The following is an 18,965-nucleotide window of genomic DNA, read 5'->3' as shown; positions in this document are numbered from 1 at the left end:
AGGGAAGATGGACCCCGTTTCGAATTTCCTGGTCGCCTGGAAAATACCGGTCGGCGCATGGGGCAAAGCGTTCTTCACTTTCCTTACCGACAATTTCAACAGCATTTTCCGTGGTTTCTCGAGCGGATTGAACTCGCTGCTCGACGGTGTCGTCGACCTGCTTTTGATGATGCCGCCGGTGGTCGTCGTCCTGCTGATCGCTTTGCTTGCCTGGTGGCTGCAGCGCTCCAAAGTGCTGGCGATCGGTGTCTTGCTCGGCCTGCTCTTCATCATCAATCAGGGCCTGTGGAAACAGACCGTCCAGACGCTCGTGCTGGTCGTTGCAGCGACCATCGCTTCGATGGCGATCGGCGTGCCGCTCGGTATCTGGGCCGCTCACAAGCCCAAGGTCTACAAGTTCATGCTGCCGGTGCTGGACCTGATGCAGACACTGCCGACCTTCGTCTATCTGATCCCGGTGCTCACGCTGTTCGGCCTCGGCAACGCGCCGGGTCTCATCGTCACCATCATCTTCGTGATCCCGACGGCCGTGCGCCTCACCCATCTCGGCGTCACCTCCGTGCCGAAGGCGATCGTCGAAGCGGGCGAAGCCTTCGGTGCCACCAAACGTCAGCTTCTCTGGAAGGTCGAACTGCCGGCGGCGCTGCCGACCATCATGGCGGGCCTGACCCAGTGCATCATGCTGTCTTTATCGATGGTTGTGTTTGCCGCGCTGATCGGGGCGGGCGGCCTCGGCACCGAAATCAACCGAGCGCTTGGCTCGCGCAGGATCGACCTCGGTCTTGAAGCAGGCCTTGCCATCGTGGTGCTGGCGATTGTGCTCGACCGCATGACGCGTATCGGCGTGGGAGGCAAGAAATGAGCATCGCCGTCGATTTCAAGAATGTCGATATCATCTTCGGCCCGGACACGCGCGATGCGCTTGCGATGGTCGACAGGGGCGCGACGCGCGCCGAGATCCTGGAGCAGACCGGCAACGTGCTGGGCTGTGCCGGGGCCAATCTCACCGTCAACGAGGGTGAGATCTCCGTGCTGATGGGTCTGTCGGGTTCCGGCAAGTCGACGCTGTTGCGTGCCGTCAACCGGCTCAACATCGTCAGCCGCGGCCAGGTCATGGTGAAGAATGGCGACGGCATGGTCGATGTCGTCTCCTGCGACGACGCTACGTTGCGCCAGCTGCGCCAGCATCAGGTGGCGATGGTGTTCCAGCAGTTCGGCCTTCTGCCCTGGCGCACGGTGGAGGAAAATGTCGGTTTCGGCCTGGAACTTGCCGGTGTGCCTGAGGCCGAACGCAAGGCGCGCGTGGAAAAACAGCTCAAGCTCGTCAATCTGGATTCCTGGGCGAAAAAATACGCACATGAGCTGTCTGGCGGCATGCAGCAGCGCGTTGGCCTGGCACGTGCTTTCGCCACTGAAGCGCCGATCCTATTGATGGACGAACCGTTCTCGGCCCTCGATCCACTGATCCGCACCAAGCTGCAGGATGAGCTGCTGCAACTGCAGAAGACGCTGAAGAAGACGATCATCTTCGTCAGCCACGATCTGGAAGAAGCACTGAAGATCGGCAGCACGATCACGATCATGGAAGGTGGGCGCATCGTGCAGTCCGGCTCGCCTGAGGACATCGTGCTGAAGCCGGCCGATGACTATGTGCGCGAATTCATCTCCAACGTGAATCCACTGTCGGTGCTGACCGCGTGGAACGTCATGCGCGATCGCCGGGACCTGGAGACCACGGAAGATGGTTGGATCTGGCTCGATCGGCGCAAGACGACCCGATTCAAAATCGACAGCCATGGGCTGGTGGCCGCTGCGGAACGCGATGGCAAACCGGCAATATGGATTTCCTGCGCTGACATAGAGCGTCAGCCTGACGAAGCAGCGCAGGTGTTCTGGGCAACCCCGGGAACGTCGCTCAAGACCGTGATGCTCGCCATGCATCGTTCGCAGACGGCGCCGGTGGCACTGTTCGACGACCAGTCGCGGTTCGTTGGGGCCATCGGCATCCGCGACGTGTTGTCGGCAGTGCTGCACCGTTAGAGCGTTTCCGTTTTTCACGGAAACGCTCTAACTCTTTGTTTTTACGCAATTCCGAACACAGAACCGCAACGCATTTTTGCTGGAATTGCTCTAGCGGCGCAGCACGACTTTTCTGCGAATACGGATTGGATCCGTGGGGCATCGGCATCCGCAGTTGCCAGGTGGATCTTATGTGACGAGCGGCAGGCGTAGTTCGGTTTGAAGCCCACCTTCAGGATGGTTCGACAGGTAGATTTCCCCACCTGCGGCGCGGGCGATATTGCGGGCAATCGTCAACCCAAGGCCCAGGCCGCCGGTTTCGCGGTTGCGTGATTTCTCCAACCGGATGAACGGGCTGAATACCGCATCGAGCTTGGCTTGCGGTATTCCGGGGCCTTCATCGCGGATCACCAGGGCAACCTGGCTGTCGGAGTGGTAAAGACTGAGATGTGCTTTTTGGCCATAGGTCACGGCATTCTGGACGAGATTGGTAATGCAGCGCCTGAGCGCGACGGGCCTCGCCTTGCAGATCAATTCGCGCGAAGGCAGCCCGCTGTCGTCCAGCGTGACGTCCGGAAAATCGTCTGCAACCGACTCCACCAGCGATACGAAATCGATGCGTTCGCTCTTTTCGTCCGCGACCTCGAACGTCGCGAAATCAATGACGGAACGGGCGATGTCCTCGATGTCGCCGAGGTCCTTGGCAAGATCTTCGCGCAGCTTCGATTTGCGCAGGAGGGCGAGCCTCAGCCGCATGCGGGTGAGCGGCGTGCGCAGATCATGCGCGAGTGCGGCCGCCAACTGTTCGCGATCTTCGACATAGTCGCGCAGCCGTGATTGCATGACGTTGATGGCCCGCGCTGCGGTTCTGATCTCGCGGCTGCCTGCTTCGGAGATCGGAGAGCTTTTCAGGTCCTTGCTTATGCGCCTCACCGCCGTTTCCATGATCCTGTAGGGCGCGGTGAGGCGACGGATTGACCAGACCGACATCACCACGACCAGCCCGGCCATGACACCATAGAGCGGCAGGCTTTCAGGATTGAGCACCGGCCCCGGCGGGATGATCGGCTCGGTGAAATTCAGCCACTGCCCATCGGAAAATCGGATCGAGGCGGTCAGCTTGTCGCTGTGCGAAAAACCGGCGGAGAGCGCCAACAGATCCTTTTCCACTTCACCGATATCGGTGCCCGGCTTGCGCGGCGGTTTTTCGGATTCGGTGGCAGCGTCGCGCCGCACTCTTGCTTCCGTGACACCGAACCGTGACAGGCGGCTGACCAGGATATCTTCCAATTCCGCCAATTGGTCGTCCTGGGCGATGGAGGAGGCGACAACCGGCGTATCTGAAACAGTCAGGGCATAGCTGGTGCTTGCGACACCCGAGGCCATGCGTTTGCGATCCACAGGTGTTGCCGAATAAAGCAGCTGCACGACGGCGAAGGCACGATCGTTCAGCCGATAATAGTCGACGATGTCGGAAGCTGCCGCCCGGTCGCGCGCAACGATATAGAGGGTCGCCACCTGGCTGACGAGCAGGCTGGCGATCACCACCAACAGGACCCAGGCAGGCAGGGTCTGGGGGAGGAACCGCCTCATTCGGTGGCGGTCTCGGGGATGAATTGATAGCCGCCGCTCCGCACCGTCTGGATCAGCTTCGGCGTTTTCGGGTCGTCTTCCATCTTGCGCCGTAACCGGCTGACCAGGATGTCGACGCTGCGATCATAGGCGATCGCGCCGTCGCCGCCGGAAAGCTCGATGAGCTGATCGCGGGTCAACACGCGCTGTGCGCTCTTCACGAAAGTATGCAGCAGGTTGAATTCGGCGGCAGTCAATTCCACCCGCACATCACCGGGCGCAACCAGGCTGCGGCGCGAGCAATCCATGGTCCAACCGGCAAAATGATAGATCTGTCGGGGCGGCAGGCGCTTTGCTTCGACGGCTCCGGTGTTGCGCCTCAGCACGGCTCGGATGCGAGCCAGCAACTCGCGTGGGTCGAAAGGCTTCGGCAGATAGTCGTCCGCTCCCATCTCGAGGCCGACGACACGGTCCGTCGTCTCGTTGACCGCTGTCAGCATGATGATGGGGATATCCTGGTTGGCGCTTCTCAATTCACGGCAGAGTTCCAGGCCGCTCTTGCCCGGCAGCATCACGTCGAGAACGACGAGATCGAAATGGCCGCGCCGCATGATGGTTTCCATCTCGATACCGTCGCGAGCCACGGAGGTCCGCAGGCCGCGTTTTTCGAAGAATTCCTGCAGCAGATCACGGATGCCTTTGTCGTCGTCGACGATGAGAATATGCGGATCGGTTTTCACTCAATACCTGTCTTCTGACCTGTCTTCCGGCCGGCCGCTAGGGTCGCGATTTACGCCTTATAGGATAGGGCCGCCGGGGTGTCTTGGCCAGCGGCCCGGCAAAACGCGCCCAGAAACAATCCAGAAACAAAATTCAACAAACTGGAAAAACTCCTGAAAAAAATCAATGGCATAACGATATCCGCAGCGGCCAGAACACCGGTCGCGGCGCCTCGCAACCGGGAGATCAGGACCCGACCATGCAGAGAAGTTCGTATCGATGGATGGGAGCGCTGTTCGGCATTTCGCTCGCCATGGTCGGTGTCGGACATTCCAACGCGGAAGCGGCGATCACCCGGAGCGAACGTTGCAGCCGGCTAAGTCGACAGCTCGACGAGGCCATCGAAAACCACGCCAAGGCGGTGCAGGCCGCCCAGGCAAAGGTGCTTCAAAAGAGGGCGACCCGGTACTGCGCCGATCACAAGCAGGCGCAGGGCATCCGGACTTTCGCCAACGCTTTGAAGCTCCTTGGAGTGATACCGGACGATCCCAGTCAGTGAACTCGAACCCAACCTGCGACAAAGGAAAGCTGATCATGAAAAAGACCCTTCTCTCCGCTCTCGGCCTCGCCGTCGCTCTCGCCTTCTCGATGCCGGTTCTCGGCACCTCCGCCGCCAACGCCGCTTCGGCGACCGCCACCACGACGACCGCTCCGGCGGCTGCGGCCACGACCGCCAAGAAGCCGGTCGCGAAGGTCGCGGCCAAGAAGGTGAAGAAGCACAAGAAGGCAGCCAAGAAGGCCGAAGCCAAGAAGACGATGTAATTCGTCCTGGCAACCTCGAGGCCGTCTCCGGTCCCCCTCTCGGAGGCGGCCTTGTGATCCGATACCCTCCGCGGCCATGCGGGCCATAGCGGAAAAGGCGCTTCGACGCGCAGTCCGGGATTTCGCCCGAAAGGCTGGCCCTCTGTTCGCCCCATGCACCAGGGTTCGCAAAAACTGGCGGCACTCGACCCGTGTCTCCAGGCTGGCCCGCTCAACAGGAACAATGTCCATGAAGAAGTCCATCCTCTCCGCCCTCGGCCTTGCCATCGCACTTGCCTTCTCGATGCCGGTTCTGGGCACGAGCGCAGCAAACGCAGCTCCGGCAGCCAAGCATATCGTGCACAAGAAGGCACATCGTCACCACAGCGTGGCGCACAAGAAGCACCATGTGCGCAAGCATCACGTTCGCAAGCATCACACCAGCAAGCATCACGTCCACCATGTCCATAAGGCCGCCAAGAAGGCCTAAGGCATGGTTTCCTGCTTTTGCGGGAACGAGAAAAAGCCGCTTTCCGGGACCGGAGAGCGGCTTTCTCTTTCGTGTGGATTGTGACGATCGACGTGACGCAACCGCCCACGATCAGGCAATGCTTCGTGCCTAGAGCGTTTCCGTTTTCGCGGAGACGCTCCAACTCTTTGTTTTTACGCAATTCCGGACGGAAAACGGTTACACACTTTTCCCGGAATTGCTCTAGCGCCCTTCGCGATACCACATGCTGCCCATTGCCAGCAGCAGCAGGCCAAGGCCCAGGAACCCGCCGAACAGGGGAACGCGCGAGATGGCCTTCAAGACGCTGTCGTCGGTGGTACGCAAACCGATCCAGTCACGGCCAGCAGCCTCGGCCTGGTCCCGGATGGGCACGACCGAGGGCAATACAACATCGTTGCCGGCGCCGGCTGCCACGCGCCGCACACTGCCGCCGGTGGCATCGGTTGCAGGCTTCAGCCTGCTTTCCGTCGAAACGACATCGGCGAATTCCGGTGCATTCACTGGACCGACATGGGCCAGCGCGGTGAGGTCGCCATTGGCGACCTGATAGAGGCCGATCTCGTTGACCTCGACACTGCCGCTGAAGATGCCGGGTTCCGACTTCTGCAATTTGACCGTCAGTGCCTTGCCGGAGGGCGTGATGATACGTGCTGTGCCGGGATCCTCGCTCATCGTCTGACGGCGCACTTCGAGCGTCATGCCACGACTGTCAGTGGTCAGGCGCTCTTCCTCCAGTTCCGGCTCCTTCATCAGCCAGTGGGCTATGCGACGATAAAGCTGCACATAGGGACCGCCGCCTTCGAAGCCGCGTGCCCATAGCCAGCCCTGATCGGACAGCAGCATGCCGACACGGCCTTCGCCCTTGCGATCAAGCACAAGCAGAGGGCGGTCGTCGGCGCCCTTCATTACCACTTCGCCTTCCGGCCTGTCGATGCCGATGGTGCGGAACCAGCGGCCCCAGCGCGGAGGATTGTCCTGCGAGCCGTCGAGACCGCGGGTAACGGGATGGCGCGCGCCGAGATCGGTCAGGCGTGGATAGAAGGCCTTGTCGATCACTTCACCTGTTGGCATGCCGGGCAAAGCTCCCATCAGCGGGGTGCGCGCGATTGTCGCCTGGCCGCCATATTCCGGACCCGCGGCTATCAACAGCGCGCCGCCTTTTTCGACATACTCGGCGATGTAGTCGTAATAGAGGGTCGGCAACACGTCACGGTGCTGGTAGCGATCGAAGATGATGAGATCGAACTCGTTGATCTTCTCCACGAACAGTTCGCGGACCGGGAAGGCAATCAGCGACAATTCGTTGATCGGCGTTCCATCCTGCTTTTCCGGCGGCCGCAGGATGGTGAAGTGGACGAGGTCCACCGAAGCGTCGGATTTCAACAGGTTGCGCCAGGTGCGTTCGCCGGCATGCGGCTCGCCGGAAACGAGCAGCACCCTGAGGTTCTCCCTGATGCCGTCGACCAGGGCGATGGTGCGGTTGTTGACGTCGGTCAGTTCGCCGTCTTCCTTCGGGATGGCAAGCTCGACGATGTTGCGGCCAGCGGTCGGGATCGTCACCTGCAGTGGCATTTCCTGGCCGATGAAGGCGCGTTCGATGGCCACCTGCTGGCCGTTGACGGAAACGCGCACCTCGACCGGGCCGGTTTCACCCCCGGTGGAAATGACACGATAGGTCATGTCGAGCGGCTTGCCGACCAGTCCGAAGCGCGGTGCCTTGTCGAAGCGGACACGCCGGTCCTTCTCGTTCTCTTGTCCGGTGATAAGTGCATGCAGGGGGGCGTTGAAGTCGCCACGTCCGGACGGCACGTCATGCACTTCACCGTCGGTGATCATGACCGCGCCGGCAACGCGCGAGGGCGGCACATCGCGCAGCGCGCCGTTCAGTGCCGAGAACAGCCGCGTTTCGGTGCGCTCTTCGGCAGCGCCGTTCTTGCCGGCTTGGACCACGCGCACGTCGAACTGCTTGAAGCGGGCGAGCCGTTCCTTCAATCCGGCAAGCGCTGTGTCCGTCTGGGCGGCGCGGTTGCCGATGTCCTGACTCTGGCTGCGGTCCACGACGACGGCGACGACGCTCTTCAAAGCTTCGCGTTCCTCGTCGAGCAGGACGGGGTTCAGAAGCGCAAGGGCAAAGGCCGCGAGTGCGGCGAGGCGCAGATATGCGCCGCGCTGCCGGAACCATAGGCTGGCGCCGGCGATGAGCGCCAGCGGTGCCAGGATCACCGCCAACAGCGGCCAGGAGAGCAGGGGTTCGAAAGCGACCGACCAGTTCATGTCACTGCCCAAGCCGCTGCAGCAGATCCGGCACGTGGACCTGATCGGATTTGTAGTTGCCGGTCAGCATGTACATCATGATGTTGACGCCAGAGCGGAACGCCAGCTCGCGCTGCATCGGATCGGAAGGCACGGTCGGCAGCAGCGGGCTGCCGCTGCCGTCTTCTGCCCAGGCACCGGCAAAATCATTGGCGGTGATCATGATGGGGCTGACGCCGTCGCCGGTTCGCACCGGGCGGTTGTCGGGATTCGTCGCCTCCAGCGAAGCCTCGACCCAGAGCGGGCTGCCCGCGAAGCGTCCCGGAAAATCGTTGAGGATGTAGAACGACTTGGTCAGCACGTGATCGGACGGTACCGGCTCCAACGGTGGCACGTTGAGACTGCCGAGGATTTCGCGCAGGCGCAGGGTCGCCGGACTGGTCGAGGTCTCCAGTGAAGCTGTGTATTGGTCGCGCGTGTCGAACAGGATCGTTCCGCCGTTCTTCATATATTCATCGATGCGGGCGATCGCGGCCTGCGATGGCACGGCAACGTTGGCATCCACCGGCCAGTAGACGAGCGGGTAGAAGGCGAGATCGTCGTTTTCGATATTGACCCCCGCAGGATCGCCAGGCTCCAGTGCCGTTTTTTCACGCAGGAAGCGGGTCAGTCCCGCCATGCCGGCGCGGCTGATGGAATCGATGCTGGAATTGCCGGTCAAAACATAGGCCAGGCGAGTCACCGCGGTAGCCTCGATCGCCTGTGGGTCGTCGGGCTTGGCATCGCTGGCAGATGCGGGTGGAACCGGCATGAAAAGGGTTGGGAGCACAATCAGCGCGATTGCCGCAGCTGCTACCCGTCGGGCGTTCCTGCGCCAGAGACCGGCAAGCCAAAGGACGATAAGGCCATCCAGGATCAACAGGGCGAGCGCGCCGAAAAGCAGTGGTCCCTTCATGTCGCGCGACTCATCGACTGCGTAGCTTTCGGTAACGACGGGAACCGATGCCGTTGGCTTGCTGATCGGCGTCAGCACGGTATCAGCTGTGAGCAGATTGTGCGCGAACACGCTGTCTTCCGTGCCATAAAGGCCTGGTGGGTTCTCAATCGTGACGGGGAGCGGCCCCTTGCCGGTCTGCAGCGGCTTTGCATCACCGCTCGGCGGGCCGATCAAGCCGTCGGCGGCGATCATGCGATAAGGCGGCAGCGAAGCGCTTGGACCGTTTTCCGTCGTCGTCCCGACCGCGCCCTGATTGCGCGAAAGCTGGACAATCGCCCGCAACATTTCCACGAAACTACCCGAAATCGGCAGGTTCGACCAAGTCGCCGAGGGCGTGATGTGAAAGAGCACGACGATGCCCTTGCCGCGGCGGTCCGCGGTAACCAACGGTGTGCCGTCGGCCAGCGTCGCCCAGGTGCGCTCGGCGAGGGTCGGGGTAGGCTCGGCCAGGATCTGGCGTGTCACCGTCACATCCATCGGAGGCGCGAGTTTTGCGAACGGGCCGTTTGCCGGGAATTCGGTCACCTTCTGCGGTTCCGTCCAGGACAGCGCGCCGCCGAGTTGGCGTTCGCCCAACCGCAGCTTCACCGGCAGCAGTTCCTCGTCATTGCCGGCGGTGAGCAGGCGCGTGCTGGCGAAGCGAATGAGCGTGCCGCCGTTTTGCATCCACTTGATGAGCGGCTCGCGGGTGGCCTCGGGCACCGTGCCGACATCGCCCATGACAATGACCGCGGGCTTCTGTTCGAGAAGCTGTGGTATGGCCTCCAGCAGATCCGGGCTTTTCGGTTCGATGATATCGGCCGAAGGCTCCAGCGCCTGACGGATGTAGTAGAGCGGCGAAAGCAGTTGCCTCGTATCGTCCGTCGGCGCCTGCGACAGCAGGCCGACACGGCGCCGTTTGGCTGTACCGTCCAGCAATCTCACCCCGGCGGCCTGATTTTCGCCGTCGAGAGAGATGGAGGCAAAATCGTTGCGCAGTTCGAAGGGAACGACAATCTCGCCTGAAGCAGACGTCTCGCCGGGACGGAAGGTGATGGCAGCATCGCCGATACGGCGGCCCTTTTCGTCAAAGGCGCCGGCAGTCATGACGCGGGGAGCTGCTCCTGCCGGCGCACGCACCGCCGTGACGCTGAAGCGGTCGAGGCCATTGTCTGCTGCGGTGAGGCCGACCATGTCGAGACGGTCCGGAGTGGCCCAGACGATGTTGGCGAGCTTGCGCTCGAGCAGCGGTGCGAAAGCCTTGGCGTCGTCTTTTGCGGCGAGACCATCGGTGAGCAGGGCAAGCGTTACGCCCGGCTGGTCGCCGATCGTGTTGGCAACGGCAAGGAAGACGCCGTCTCTGTCGACCGGAACGGGCCGCGGCTGCGCCGCGTTCAGGCGGTTGCGCGCCTCGCCGGCGCTGTACGGTCCGATCTGCTGGTTGGCTTTTTCCGCCGTGAAGGCCAGGATGATCGGCATTTCCTTCTTCTCGGCGTCGTTGATCAGGCGGCCGGCCGTCGCGACACGCTTGTCCCAGTCGGGCGCACTTGCCCAGCCATTGTCGATGACGAGTGCGAGCAGATTGCCACCAACCGGGATGCGTTCGCGCGGGTTCCACACCGGCTCGGCAATCGCGAAGATGACCAGCGCCGCCATCACCAGACGCAGCAACGTCAACCACCAAGGGCTGCGATTTGGCGTGTCGTCGGATTTGAGGACCTTTGCCAGGATCCGGAGCGGCGGGAACACCTCCGTTTGCGGCTTCGGCGGCGTGAAGCGCAGCAACCACCAGATGACGGGCAAGGCGATGAGGCCCCACAACACCATCGGCGCGCCGAAGGAGAGCGGAAGCCAGCTCATGCTCCAACCCTTCCGAGATGACTGTCCTCGGAGCTCAAGGCCATGTGCAGGCCTACGAGCGCCTCCGAGGCCAGGCGGTCGGTGTGGTTGACGGTGTAGCTCCAACCCAGGCGTTTCGCCCAGGCAGCGACCGTCTCGCGGCGAGCGATATAGAGGTTCCGATACTCGTCGGCCAGGATCTCGGCGCGGCCTGCCGTCAGCTTGTCGCCGGTTTCAGGGTCGGTGAATTCCGTGCGGCCGGCATAGGGGAAAGTCTCCTCGACTGGGTCTGCTACCTCGACCAGATGCGCGCGTGCGCCGCGGCGTGCCAACCCATCCAGCCATTCGAGCGTTTCTTCGGCCGGGTCCAGGAAATCACTGACCAGGATGACGTCGGAAAAGCGGCGGATGCCGAAAAAATCCGGCTTGGCCGGCAATGTGGTGGCTTGCGCCAGATGCGAAGCGATGCGCTCGGCACCATTGCGGTTGATGAACGGATCGGTCAGGCCTGGCCAGGCGATGCGTTCGCCGCTGCGCGACAACAATTCAGCCATGGCAAGCGTCAGCACAAGCGCGCGCGATTGTTTGGAAACCCTGGCTCCCGCCGATTTGTAGAGCATGGACGGGGAGGGGTCGGCCCACAGCCAGACGGTGTGGGCAGCTTCCCATTCGCGGTCGCGCACATAGATGTGGTCGTCGCGCGCCGAGCGGCGCCAATCGATATTGGCGATCGCTTCGCCCTCGACATAGGGACGGAACTGCCAGAAATCCTCACCGATGCCGCGCTTGCGGCGACCATGCCAGCCGGCGATCACGGTGTTGACGATGCGGCGCGCCTCGACCAGCAAATCCGGTACCAGTGAAGCGCGCAGGCGTCCTCTGGCCAGCGCATCCCGCGCGGTTACCGGTGCCTGTGCCTCGCCTATCTTCGCCATCAGGCCTTTACCTAAAGTCCCTTGGCCAGTTTTGCCACCACATCACGCACGCTCATGCCCTCGGCGCGTGCTGCGAAGGTCAGTGCCATACGGTGCTGCAATACGGGTTCGGCCAGCGCTTTGACGTCATCGACCGATGGTGCAAGACGTCCATCATAAAGTGCACGGGCGCGAGCACACAAAGTCAACGCCTGGCTGGCGCGTGGCCCAGGGCCCCAGGCGATATGCTTGTCGGTCTCGGCATCTCCCTGGCCTGGACGGGCCGATCGCACCAGTTTGAGGATCGCTTCGACGACGCTTTCAGGCACCGGCATGCGGCGAATCAAGGTCTGGATGTCGCGCAGTCTCGCCGGGTCGAGCACATTTTCAGGCTTCGCTTCATCAATGCCGGTCGTTTCAAGCAGGATGCGCCGCTCGGCCTCGATTTCGGGATAGAGGATATCGACTTGCATCAGGAAACGGTCGAGCTGTGCTTCGGGCAGCGGATACGTGCCTTCCTGCTCCAGCGGGTTCTGTGTGGCGAGCACATGGAAGGGCGCTGGCAGGTCATGCCGAGCACCGGCAATGGTGACATGGTATTCCTGCATCGACTGCAGAAGAGCCGACTGTGTGCGCGGAGAGGCGCGGTTGATTTCGTCCGCCATCAGCAATTGCGCGAAGATCGGCCCACGAATGAAACGAAATGAACGTTTGCCGATGTCGTCCTGTTCCATCACCTCAGAGCCCAGGATGTCGGAAGGCATCAGGTCCGGTGTGAACTGGATGCGGCGGGCATCGAGACCCAGCACTACTCCCAGCGTCTCCACCAGCTTGGTCTTGGCGAGGCCGGGGACCCCGACCAGCAAGGCATGTCCGCCGGCCAGAAGCGCCACCAACGTGCGTTCGATGACGCTTTCCTGCCCGAAGATCACCTTGCCGACGCCGTCGCGGATCCGTGAAATGTCGGAGAGCGCCTTTTCCGCAGCGGCGATCATCTGCTTTTCGTCGATCGGACTTTCCTTGACTATCACGCTCATCAGGCATCGATCCTTGTCGTTGGGGACAGCCTTGTTGTTGCAGACATGGGCCCGCATCATCTCAGCGTTCTCTATGCGGCGATTCGGCCGCCGCCAGGCTCTGGCCCCGAGCTTATTTGACCGTGTGTAGCTGACAAGCGCAACAACAGTGACTATTTCGTGACGATGACCGATGCTTCCGGACAAACGCCTGACAGTATGACCGCCGTGACCGACGCACGCGGGCTGGAGGCGCTGCTCGCCCGGGCGGCTCGTGCCGGCAAAGGCCTGCCGCCGGTGGAGCGCTGGAACCCGCCATTCTGCGGCGACATCGATATGGAAATCCACCAGGACGGCACCTGGTTCTATCTCGGCACGCCGATCGGCCGTATGCCGCTGGTGCAGTTGTTTTCCACCGTGCTGCGCAAGGATGCCGACGGCAAGACCTATCTGGTCACGCCTGTCGAGCGGGTCGGTATCCGTGTGGCCGATGCCCCCTTTGTCGCTGTCGAGGTCAATATCTCCGGCAAGGGAGAGGGCCAGATCATCACCTTCCGCACCAATGTCGGTGATGTCGTCGAGGCCGGGCCGTCCAATCCGCTCCGCTTCGTCGACGAGGCGGAGACCGGCGGCCTGAAACCCTATGTCCTGGTGCGCGGCCGGCTGGAAGCCCTGGTGTCACGGCCTGTGATGTATGAACTGGTCGGGCACGGCGAAGAGATCGATGTCGACGGCGTTTCGACGTTTGCGGTACGCTCGAACGGAGAAACCTATCCGATCATGCCGGCGGCGCGGCTCGCGGAGTTGAGTGCCTGATGGATCAGTCGGTTCCTCCGTTGTTTTCGGCTGCTGATTTCCGAACGCGCGCCGCTCGCGAGGAGAACTTCATCGTCCATCCGGAAGAGGATGGCGACCATCGTTTCAATCCCGGCCATCCGCAGCTGAGACGAGGCGAGCCGCTGCGGGATGCAGCGGTGCTGATCCCTGTCGTCGACCGGGGTGCGCAGGCGACGGTGCTGCTCACCAAGCGCGCGGAGACGCTGCGCAGCCATACCGGCCAGGTCGCCTTTCCCGGCGGACGCATCGACAGCGGCGACCGCTCCGCTGAATTCGCGGCGTTGCGCGAGACCGACGAGGAGGTCGGGCTCGGGCGGGAGTTCATCGAGGTTATCGGGCGCATGCCCGACTACGTATCGGGCAGCGGCTATCGCATAGCACCGGTGCTTTCGATCGTGCGCCCCGGCTTTACGCTCACTTTGAACCAAGACGAGGTCGATGCCGCCTTCGAAGTGCCGCTCGGTTTCCTGATGGATCCGGCCAATCACCATCGCGACAGCCGCTTCTGGAACGACCTCGAGTGGTTCTTTTATGAAATGCCCTATGACGGGCAGCGCATCTGGGGTGTCACGGCCGGCATCATCCGCACGCTTTATGAAAGGCTTTATGCTCGATGAGCCAGGTCTCCATCGCCGACAAGGCCGATTGGCTCAACGACAAGCATCTCAAGCGGCTGCTCGAAGCGCTGTCTGGCGACGGCGAGGAGGCGCGCATTGCCGGCGGTGCCGTGCGCAACGCGCTGATCGGTGAGCCCGTGGCTGACATCGACGTCGCCACCACCACATTGCCGGACCAGACGATGCGGCGCGCCAGGGCCGCGGGCTTCAAGGCCGTGCCGACCGGTATCGACCATGGCACGATCACTGTCGTTGCCGCCGGCAAAGGATATGAGGTGACAACGCTGCGCGCCGATGTCGAGACGGACGGCCGTCATGCCAAGGTCTCGTTCGGCCGCGACTGGAAGGCGGATGCGGAGCGGCGCGACTTCACGATCAACGCATTGTATGCCAAGGCCGACGGTTCCGTTATCGATCTGGTCGGGGGCATTGCCGACATCGAAGCTCGCCAGCTGCGCTTTATCGGCGATGCCGAAAAGCGTATCCGCGAAGACTATCTGCGCATCCTGCGTTTCTTCCGCTTCTTTGCCTGGTACGGAACGGGGCGTCCGGATGCGGAAGGGCTGAAGGCCTGCGCCCGGCTGAAGGATGGGCTCGACCGCCTCTCAGCTGAGCGGGTCTGGACGGAACTCAAGAAGCTCCTGTCGGCGCCGGACCCTTCGAGAGCTCTGTTGTGGATGCGCCAGGCCGGGGTGCTGTCGCGGGTGCTGCCGGAAAGCGAGAAGTGGGGCATCGACGCGATCCACGGATTGGTCGCCAGTGAGCGCGATCTCGGCTGGCCAGCGCAGGCGCTGCTCAGGCTGGAGGCAATCGTACCTCCGGATGCCGCACGTATGAAGGCGTTGGCGGAACGGTTGCGCTTCTCGAGCGATGAGGGGAACCGGCTGCAGCGCTGGGCGCTTGCGCCGGTTATCGAGGCGAAGACGACCGAAGGCATGCTGGCCAAGACGGTCTATCTCGGAGACCGGCAGGCGATCGTCGACCGGTTGAAACTGTCGCTTGCTTCGGCGCGTGCGCGTGTTGGGACGGACGATGCGGCGCTGATCGATGCCGGTGGCTATGCGCGTCTGCTTGGCTTCGCGGAGAAATGGGAAAAGCCGGTGTTTCCGGTCAAAGGCGCGGATCTATCGGCGCTCGGCGTGCCGCCTGGCCCGAAATTCGGGACGCTGCTCAAAAACCTTGAAGGGGAATGGGTCGGCAAGGGCTTCCAGCCCGATCGCGGCGCGCTGCTCGAACGCGCCGCCGAAATGCTTGCGGCCGACTAAGGCGTTTTCAGGCCGCGTCGCGAACCTTGTCGATGCGCGAACGGATCGCCTCGATCATGGTTTCGCGGATGATGGTCTCGCCATGGGTCTCGCGCATGTGCTCGACGGCACGGCGCATGACTTCGGCCTCCTCCTCGGCGCGGGTATGCCATTCGCAGCCGGGGACCAGCGAGCCGCAATGAAATTCCTTCATCGGAGTCCTCCTTTCTCGTCATCTGGAAGGTCCAGCATAACACGCACCCGCCGCTTTGGTTGCGTTGAAAATGGCTGGGCGAGGATATTGTGACTGGCCGGATGCCGCGGCCAGTCATCGGCCCGAAAATCAGAACCGGTTTTCGGAAAGCACGATGCGCAGGTTCAGACGCGCGGTTCTCTAGGGCCACTTCACCTGTGGTGGCAGGCTGGAGAGGATGGAATTGACGTTGCCGCCGGTCTTCAGCCCAAACAGCGTGCCGCGGTCGTAGAGAAGGTTGAATTCGGCATAGCGGCCACGTCGCACCAACTGCTCGTCGCGGTCGCCATCGGTCCAGTTCTCGTTGAAATTGCCGCGCAGGAGGTGCTGATAGACGACCAGGAAAGCGCGGCCGACATCCTGCACGAAGCGGAAATCCGCGTCCCATCCGCCTTTTTCATCCGGTGAATGCAACCAGTCGAAAAAGATGCCGCCGATGCCGCGCGCCTCGTTGCGGTGCGGCAGGAAGAAGTATTCGTCGCACCAGTCCTTGAATCTAGCGTAGTCGGCCACGGCTGTGTGTTTCTCGCAGACGAACTGCATGGCCCGGTGGAAGCGGAGCGTATCGGGATCGTCCTGGGTGCGGCGGCGGTCGAGCACCGGCGTCAGATCGGCGCCGCCGCCGAACCAGTGCCGGGACGTGACGACCATACGCGTGTTCATGTGCACAGCGGGCACGTTCGGATTCCAGGGATGGGCGATCAGCGAGATGCCGCTTGCCCAGAAACTTGGATCGTTTTCAGCGCCGGGTATCTGCTTGCGAAATTCCGGCGAGAATTCGCCATGGACTGTGGATGTATGCACGCCGACCTTTTCGAAGACGCGGCCGTGCATCATCGACATGACGCCGCCACCGCCCGCGCCTTCCTCACGCTGCCAGGGCGTTCGCTCGAAGCGGCCTGGGACCCAGGAGGCCTGCGGACCGGTCAGTTCGTCCTCGATCGCCTCGAAGGCGGCGCAGATACGGTCGCGCAATTCCTCGAACCAGGTCCGCGCGCGTTCTTTCCTGTCTTCGATGTCTGCCGGCAAGCCGACCGGTATTTCGGGTCTTTCCAACTGCCATCTCCGCTCGCGGGCATGGTTGCCCGACAAATGACTCGTCTTTTTCGGGCGCGATCCCTAATCTCTTGAGAAGTTGGGTCAAGGAGTTCTTTCATGCGTACTCCATCAAGACCACCGCTGGAGGGCCTCAAAAAGAGGCTGGATCGCGCCCGCGCCGAGGCAACGCCGCGGGATGGCTTCCTGCGCGAAACCTTCGTTTTGCCGCGCACCGACGCCAGGCTGAAAGCGAAGGAATGGTTCGAGCGCTGGCCGAAGCAGGCCTATTGGACCAGTATCGAAAGCTGGTTCGAGCGCCCGGGCGATGTGATCGAGTTCACCATTCGCAGGCTGCCGGCGGCGGATTGAGTATCGGCGACACAGGAACGCCCACATCCGGTTGAAGGTTCGTCGGGCCTCTCAACCTGAGTGTCGAAGAATTGATCCCGATGACCACGTTTCGTTTGCTGCGGCGCATCGTTTTGGCCTGTTTCGGGCTGGCCCTGGTCGCCATCATGTCTATGGCGGGACTGCTGGCCTTTCCTCAGCCGCTCTATGCCTATCATGTCGGGCAAGGCAGGTTGCACCTCTATTCCGACCGCCCTTTCAATGAACTGGCAGGGCGCGCTGTACTCGCCGATGTCGAAGGTCGTCTGGCCAAGGCGCCGGCGGGCTTTCGCGACGATGTCGGCGTCTATCGTATCTTCGTCACGAATGAGGAATGGCGGCGGCGCCTGGTCTTCCTTTGGAACGGCGGCGCCGCTGGCGTGAACTATGCTCCAGTCGGTGGTGTCTTCATCCGGCAGTCCGACATCGATCACAACCAGGTGCTGAAGGCCGATGCAACGCCGGTACCCGAGCCCCGCACGCTTGCATGTTATGCCGGCCACGAAATCGGTCACAGCTTGATCTCGAACCATATTGGAGCGATCGCCAATTGGCGTCTGCCTGCCTGGCAGCGCGAAGGCATGGCGGATTACATCGCAATGGGCGGGATCGTCGATGTCGACGCGCTGGCCAGGGCGCGTCGCTCCGGCGAGGTGGACCTCGATCCCAAGCGTTCCGGCAACTATGCGCTTTACCGTTTGCTGGTCGCGTTCCTGCTCGACAAGGAGCACTGGTCGCCTGACGAACTGCTTGCTTCCGGCATGACGCTCACGGAAGCGGAGAAGCGACTCGATCTCAGCTTGCCGTCCGGACCGTAGTCGCAGTCGGCAACGCCGGATCAAGCCCGCACATGGCAGCTCCGGATTCATGGCTTGACTTAAAGTTAACTTGAACTTTTAGAAAGAAAACCTTCGGGACGCGACGAAGGTGGAAACGATGTGCGTAACAGACCGGGCTCTGTCACAGAGCCACCTCGGGACAACTCGGCGGCGGAACGGTGCCGGAATGGGGGAATGGCGAGCGGTTGTCTGCGCGCTGGCACGAACGGGCAGGGTAGTTGTTGATGCGTTAGCCGAGTTGCCGCAGCGCTTCGCCCGCAACCATTGCCACCGAAAGCGCGACATTGAGACTGCGTGCGCCGGCCTGCATCGGGATGAGCAGTCGAGCATCGGAAGCATCGCGAACCACCTCCGGGACGCCGGCCGATTCGCGCCCGAACAAAACGATGTCGTCCTTGTCGAAAACGAAATCGGTATAAGGCACGGCCGCCTTGGTCGACAGCAGCACCAGCCTGCGCGCCTCGCCTTGTCGCCAGTTCTCGAAGCTCGCCCAGTCGACATGACGGGTCAGCGCCGCCATTTCGAGATAATCCATGCCGGCGCGCCTCAGATTGCGGTCGGAGAGATCGAAGCCTGCGGGTTCGATGATATCGACGGCAAGCCCCATGCAGGCACCGAAGCGCAGGATTGTCCCGGTATTGCCGGCGATATCCGGCTGGTAGAGGGCAATGCGCAGACCGTGCTTCATTTCCGTGCCTTCTCAAGTCTTGTCGCAGGTTCTGATCGCAAAACCGCGGAACACTTTTGCGGAACCTGCTTTATGCGTGGCAGATCGGCCACAGGCGCCTCGTGGTTTCGGCGATTTCTCGACTGGCGTCTGGTTATTTTTTGCGAATGCGTGTATCAGGCCGGCATTGTCAACACGAGCCGACGGAGGCGTTCATGGAAATGATGACCATGCGTAATGCACGCTTTCTCGCCTGGGGCTTATGCCCGACGGCTGGCTCGGTTCGACATTTCTCCTAACTTTTTAGGCCCAATCGCACCGATTCCAGCCGGACCTTCTTTCCGGCCTTCAAGGGAATCCTGCGATGTTTTCTTATCTGTCCAAGGGACCCAAGGTCCCGTCTGAGTCTGCTCAGTTTCAAGCGCTTGACGCCACCGGTTCGCATTTCGCCGGGGGCCGCAA

At 62.1% G+C, this 18,965-nt stretch carries 19 protein-coding genes; 10 read left to right on the top strand and 9 right to left on the bottom strand.

Annotated elements, in window-relative coordinates; translation table 11 throughout:
- The first annotated feature begins 7 nt into the window (after positions 1 to 7).
- Positions 8 to 862 carry a choline ABC transporter permease subunit gene (choW, locus tag AO692_RS13675; protein ID WP_054310596.1) on the top strand — a complete coding sequence of 285 codons (855 nt, stop codon included), beginning with the start codon at positions 8 to 10 and terminating at the stop codon, positions 860 to 862.
- The gene (gene choV / locus AO692_RS13670; protein ID WP_054310595.1) at positions 859 to 2,040 is read left to right on the top strand and encodes a choline ABC transporter ATP-binding protein; all 1,182 of its coding nucleotides are present in this window, start codon (positions 859 to 861) and stop codon (positions 2,038 to 2,040) included. Before choW ends, choV begins: the two co-directional genes overlap by 4 nt.
- Before the next feature lie 168 nt (positions 2,041 to 2,208).
- Here the strand turns inward: choV and AO692_RS13665 are convergent, their stop codons facing one another.
- Positions 2,209 to 3,612 carry an ATP-binding protein gene (locus tag AO692_RS13665; RefSeq protein WP_054310594.1) on the bottom strand — a complete coding sequence of 468 codons (1,404 nt, stop codon included), beginning with the start codon at positions 3,610 to 3,612 and terminating at the stop codon, positions 2,209 to 2,211.
- On the bottom strand, positions 3,609 to 4,331 hold the full coding sequence (locus AO692_RS13660) for a response regulator (protein WP_054310593.1): 723 nt from the start codon (positions 4,329 to 4,331) through the stop codon (positions 3,609 to 3,611). Before AO692_RS13660 ends, AO692_RS13665 begins: the two co-directional genes overlap by 4 nt.
- Before the next feature lie 83 nt (positions 4,332 to 4,414).
- Between AO692_RS13660 and AO692_RS33930 the strand changes: the two genes are divergently transcribed.
- The 3 genes from AO692_RS33930 (at position 4,415) to AO692_RS13645 (ending at position 5,602) form a co-directional block, all read left to right on the top strand.
- Positions 4,415 to 4,870, top strand: a complete 456-nt coding sequence (locus tag AO692_RS33930; protein WP_348271458.1) for a hypothetical protein — start codon at positions 4,415 to 4,417, stop codon at positions 4,868 to 4,870.
- 35 nt (positions 4,871 to 4,905) lie between these two features.
- Complete coding sequence (locus tag AO692_RS13650; RefSeq protein WP_054310591.1) at positions 4,906 to 5,133, top strand: hypothetical protein; 228 nt, start codon at positions 4,906 to 4,908, stop codon at positions 5,131 to 5,133.
- A 229-nt stretch (positions 5,134 to 5,362) separates the two neighbouring features.
- Positions 5,363 to 5,602, top strand: a complete 240-nt coding sequence (locus tag AO692_RS13645; RefSeq protein ID WP_054310590.1) for a hypothetical protein — start codon at positions 5,363 to 5,365, stop codon at positions 5,600 to 5,602.
- 222 nt (positions 5,603 to 5,824) lie between these two features.
- Here the strand turns inward: AO692_RS13645 and AO692_RS13640 are convergent, their stop codons facing one another.
- Genes AO692_RS13640 through AO692_RS13625 form a run of 4 tightly spaced genes read right to left on the bottom strand, consistent with a single transcriptional unit; the run spans position 5,825 to position 12,642 of the window.
- A complete protein-coding gene (locus AO692_RS13640; RefSeq protein ID WP_054310589.1) occupies positions 5,825 to 7,897 on the bottom strand; it encodes a hypothetical protein in 2,073 nt (690 codons plus the stop codon).
- Between the two features lies 1 nt (position 7,898).
- Positions 7,899 to 10,712 carry a DUF4159 domain-containing protein gene (locus AO692_RS13635; protein WP_054310588.1) on the bottom strand — a complete coding sequence of 938 codons (2,814 nt, stop codon included), beginning with the start codon at positions 10,710 to 10,712 and terminating at the stop codon, positions 7,899 to 7,901.
- Complete coding sequence (locus AO692_RS13630; protein WP_054310587.1) at positions 10,709 to 11,626, bottom strand: DUF58 domain-containing protein; 918 nt, start codon at positions 11,624 to 11,626, stop codon at positions 10,709 to 10,711. Before AO692_RS13630 ends, AO692_RS13635 begins: the two co-directional genes overlap by 4 nt.
- A gap of 11 nt (positions 11,627 to 11,637) precedes the next feature.
- Positions 11,638 to 12,642 carry a MoxR family ATPase gene (locus AO692_RS13625; RefSeq protein WP_054310619.1) on the bottom strand — a complete coding sequence of 335 codons (1,005 nt, stop codon included), beginning with the start codon at positions 12,640 to 12,642 and terminating at the stop codon, positions 11,638 to 11,640.
- A gap of 165 nt (positions 12,643 to 12,807) precedes the next feature.
- Between AO692_RS13625 and AO692_RS13620 the strand changes: the two genes are divergently transcribed.
- Genes AO692_RS13620 through AO692_RS13610 form a run of 3 tightly spaced genes read left to right on the top strand, consistent with a single transcriptional unit; the run spans position 12,808 to position 15,340 of the window.
- Positions 12,808 to 13,437 carry a DUF1285 domain-containing protein gene (locus AO692_RS13620; protein WP_054310586.1) on the top strand — a complete coding sequence of 210 codons (630 nt, stop codon included), beginning with the start codon at positions 12,808 to 12,810 and terminating at the stop codon, positions 13,435 to 13,437.
- On the top strand, positions 13,437 to 14,075 hold the full coding sequence (locus AO692_RS13615; protein ID WP_054310585.1) for a CoA pyrophosphatase: 639 nt from the start codon (positions 13,437 to 13,439) through the stop codon (positions 14,073 to 14,075). The genes AO692_RS13620 and AO692_RS13615 overlap by 1 nt, the downstream gene beginning before the upstream one ends.
- Complete coding sequence (locus AO692_RS13610; protein ID WP_054310584.1) at positions 14,072 to 15,340, top strand: CCA tRNA nucleotidyltransferase; 1,269 nt, start codon at positions 14,072 to 14,074, stop codon at positions 15,338 to 15,340. Before AO692_RS13615 ends, AO692_RS13610 begins: the two co-directional genes overlap by 4 nt.
- A gap of 7 nt (positions 15,341 to 15,347) precedes the next feature.
- Here the strand turns inward: AO692_RS13610 and AO692_RS13605 are convergent, their stop codons facing one another.
- Positions 15,348 to 15,533, bottom strand: a complete 186-nt coding sequence (locus AO692_RS13605; RefSeq protein ID WP_054310583.1) for a DUF1059 domain-containing protein — start codon at positions 15,531 to 15,533, stop codon at positions 15,348 to 15,350.
- A 180-nt stretch (positions 15,534 to 15,713) separates the two neighbouring features.
- Entirely contained in the window at positions 15,714 to 16,628 is a 915-nt protein-coding gene (gene hemF / locus AO692_RS13600) for an oxygen-dependent coproporphyrinogen oxidase (RefSeq protein WP_054310582.1), read from the bottom strand.
- 99 nt (positions 16,629 to 16,727) lie between these two features.
- Here hemF and AO692_RS13595 point away from each other — a divergent pair, with 99 nt between their 5' ends.
- Positions 16,728 to 16,979 (top strand): hypothetical protein, encoded by a 252-nt coding sequence (locus tag AO692_RS13595; RefSeq protein WP_054310581.1) that lies wholly within the window; start codon positions 16,728 to 16,730, stop codon positions 16,977 to 16,979.
- Between the two features lie 80 nt (positions 16,980 to 17,059).
- Positions 17,060 to 17,815, top strand: a complete 756-nt coding sequence (locus tag AO692_RS13590; RefSeq protein WP_054310580.1) for a hypothetical protein — start codon at positions 17,060 to 17,062, stop codon at positions 17,813 to 17,815.
- A gap of 250 nt (positions 17,816 to 18,065) precedes the next feature.
- On the opposite strand, the gene AO692_RS13585 is transcribed toward AO692_RS13590, so the two are convergent.
- Complete coding sequence (locus AO692_RS13585) at positions 18,066 to 18,524, bottom strand: tRNA (cytidine(34)-2'-O)-methyltransferase (protein ID WP_054310579.1); 459 nt, start codon at positions 18,522 to 18,524, stop codon at positions 18,066 to 18,068.
- Between the last annotated feature and the right edge of the window lie 441 nt (positions 18,525 to 18,965).

This window comes from Mesorhizobium sp. 1M-11, from assembly GCF_001303895.1.
In the GTDB taxonomy this organism is placed as follows: Bacteria; Pseudomonadota; Alphaproteobacteria; order Rhizobiales; family Rhizobiaceae; genus Mesorhizobium.
Note: the sequence above shows the minus strand (reverse complement) of the source record. Positions and strands in the feature narration are given on the sequence as shown.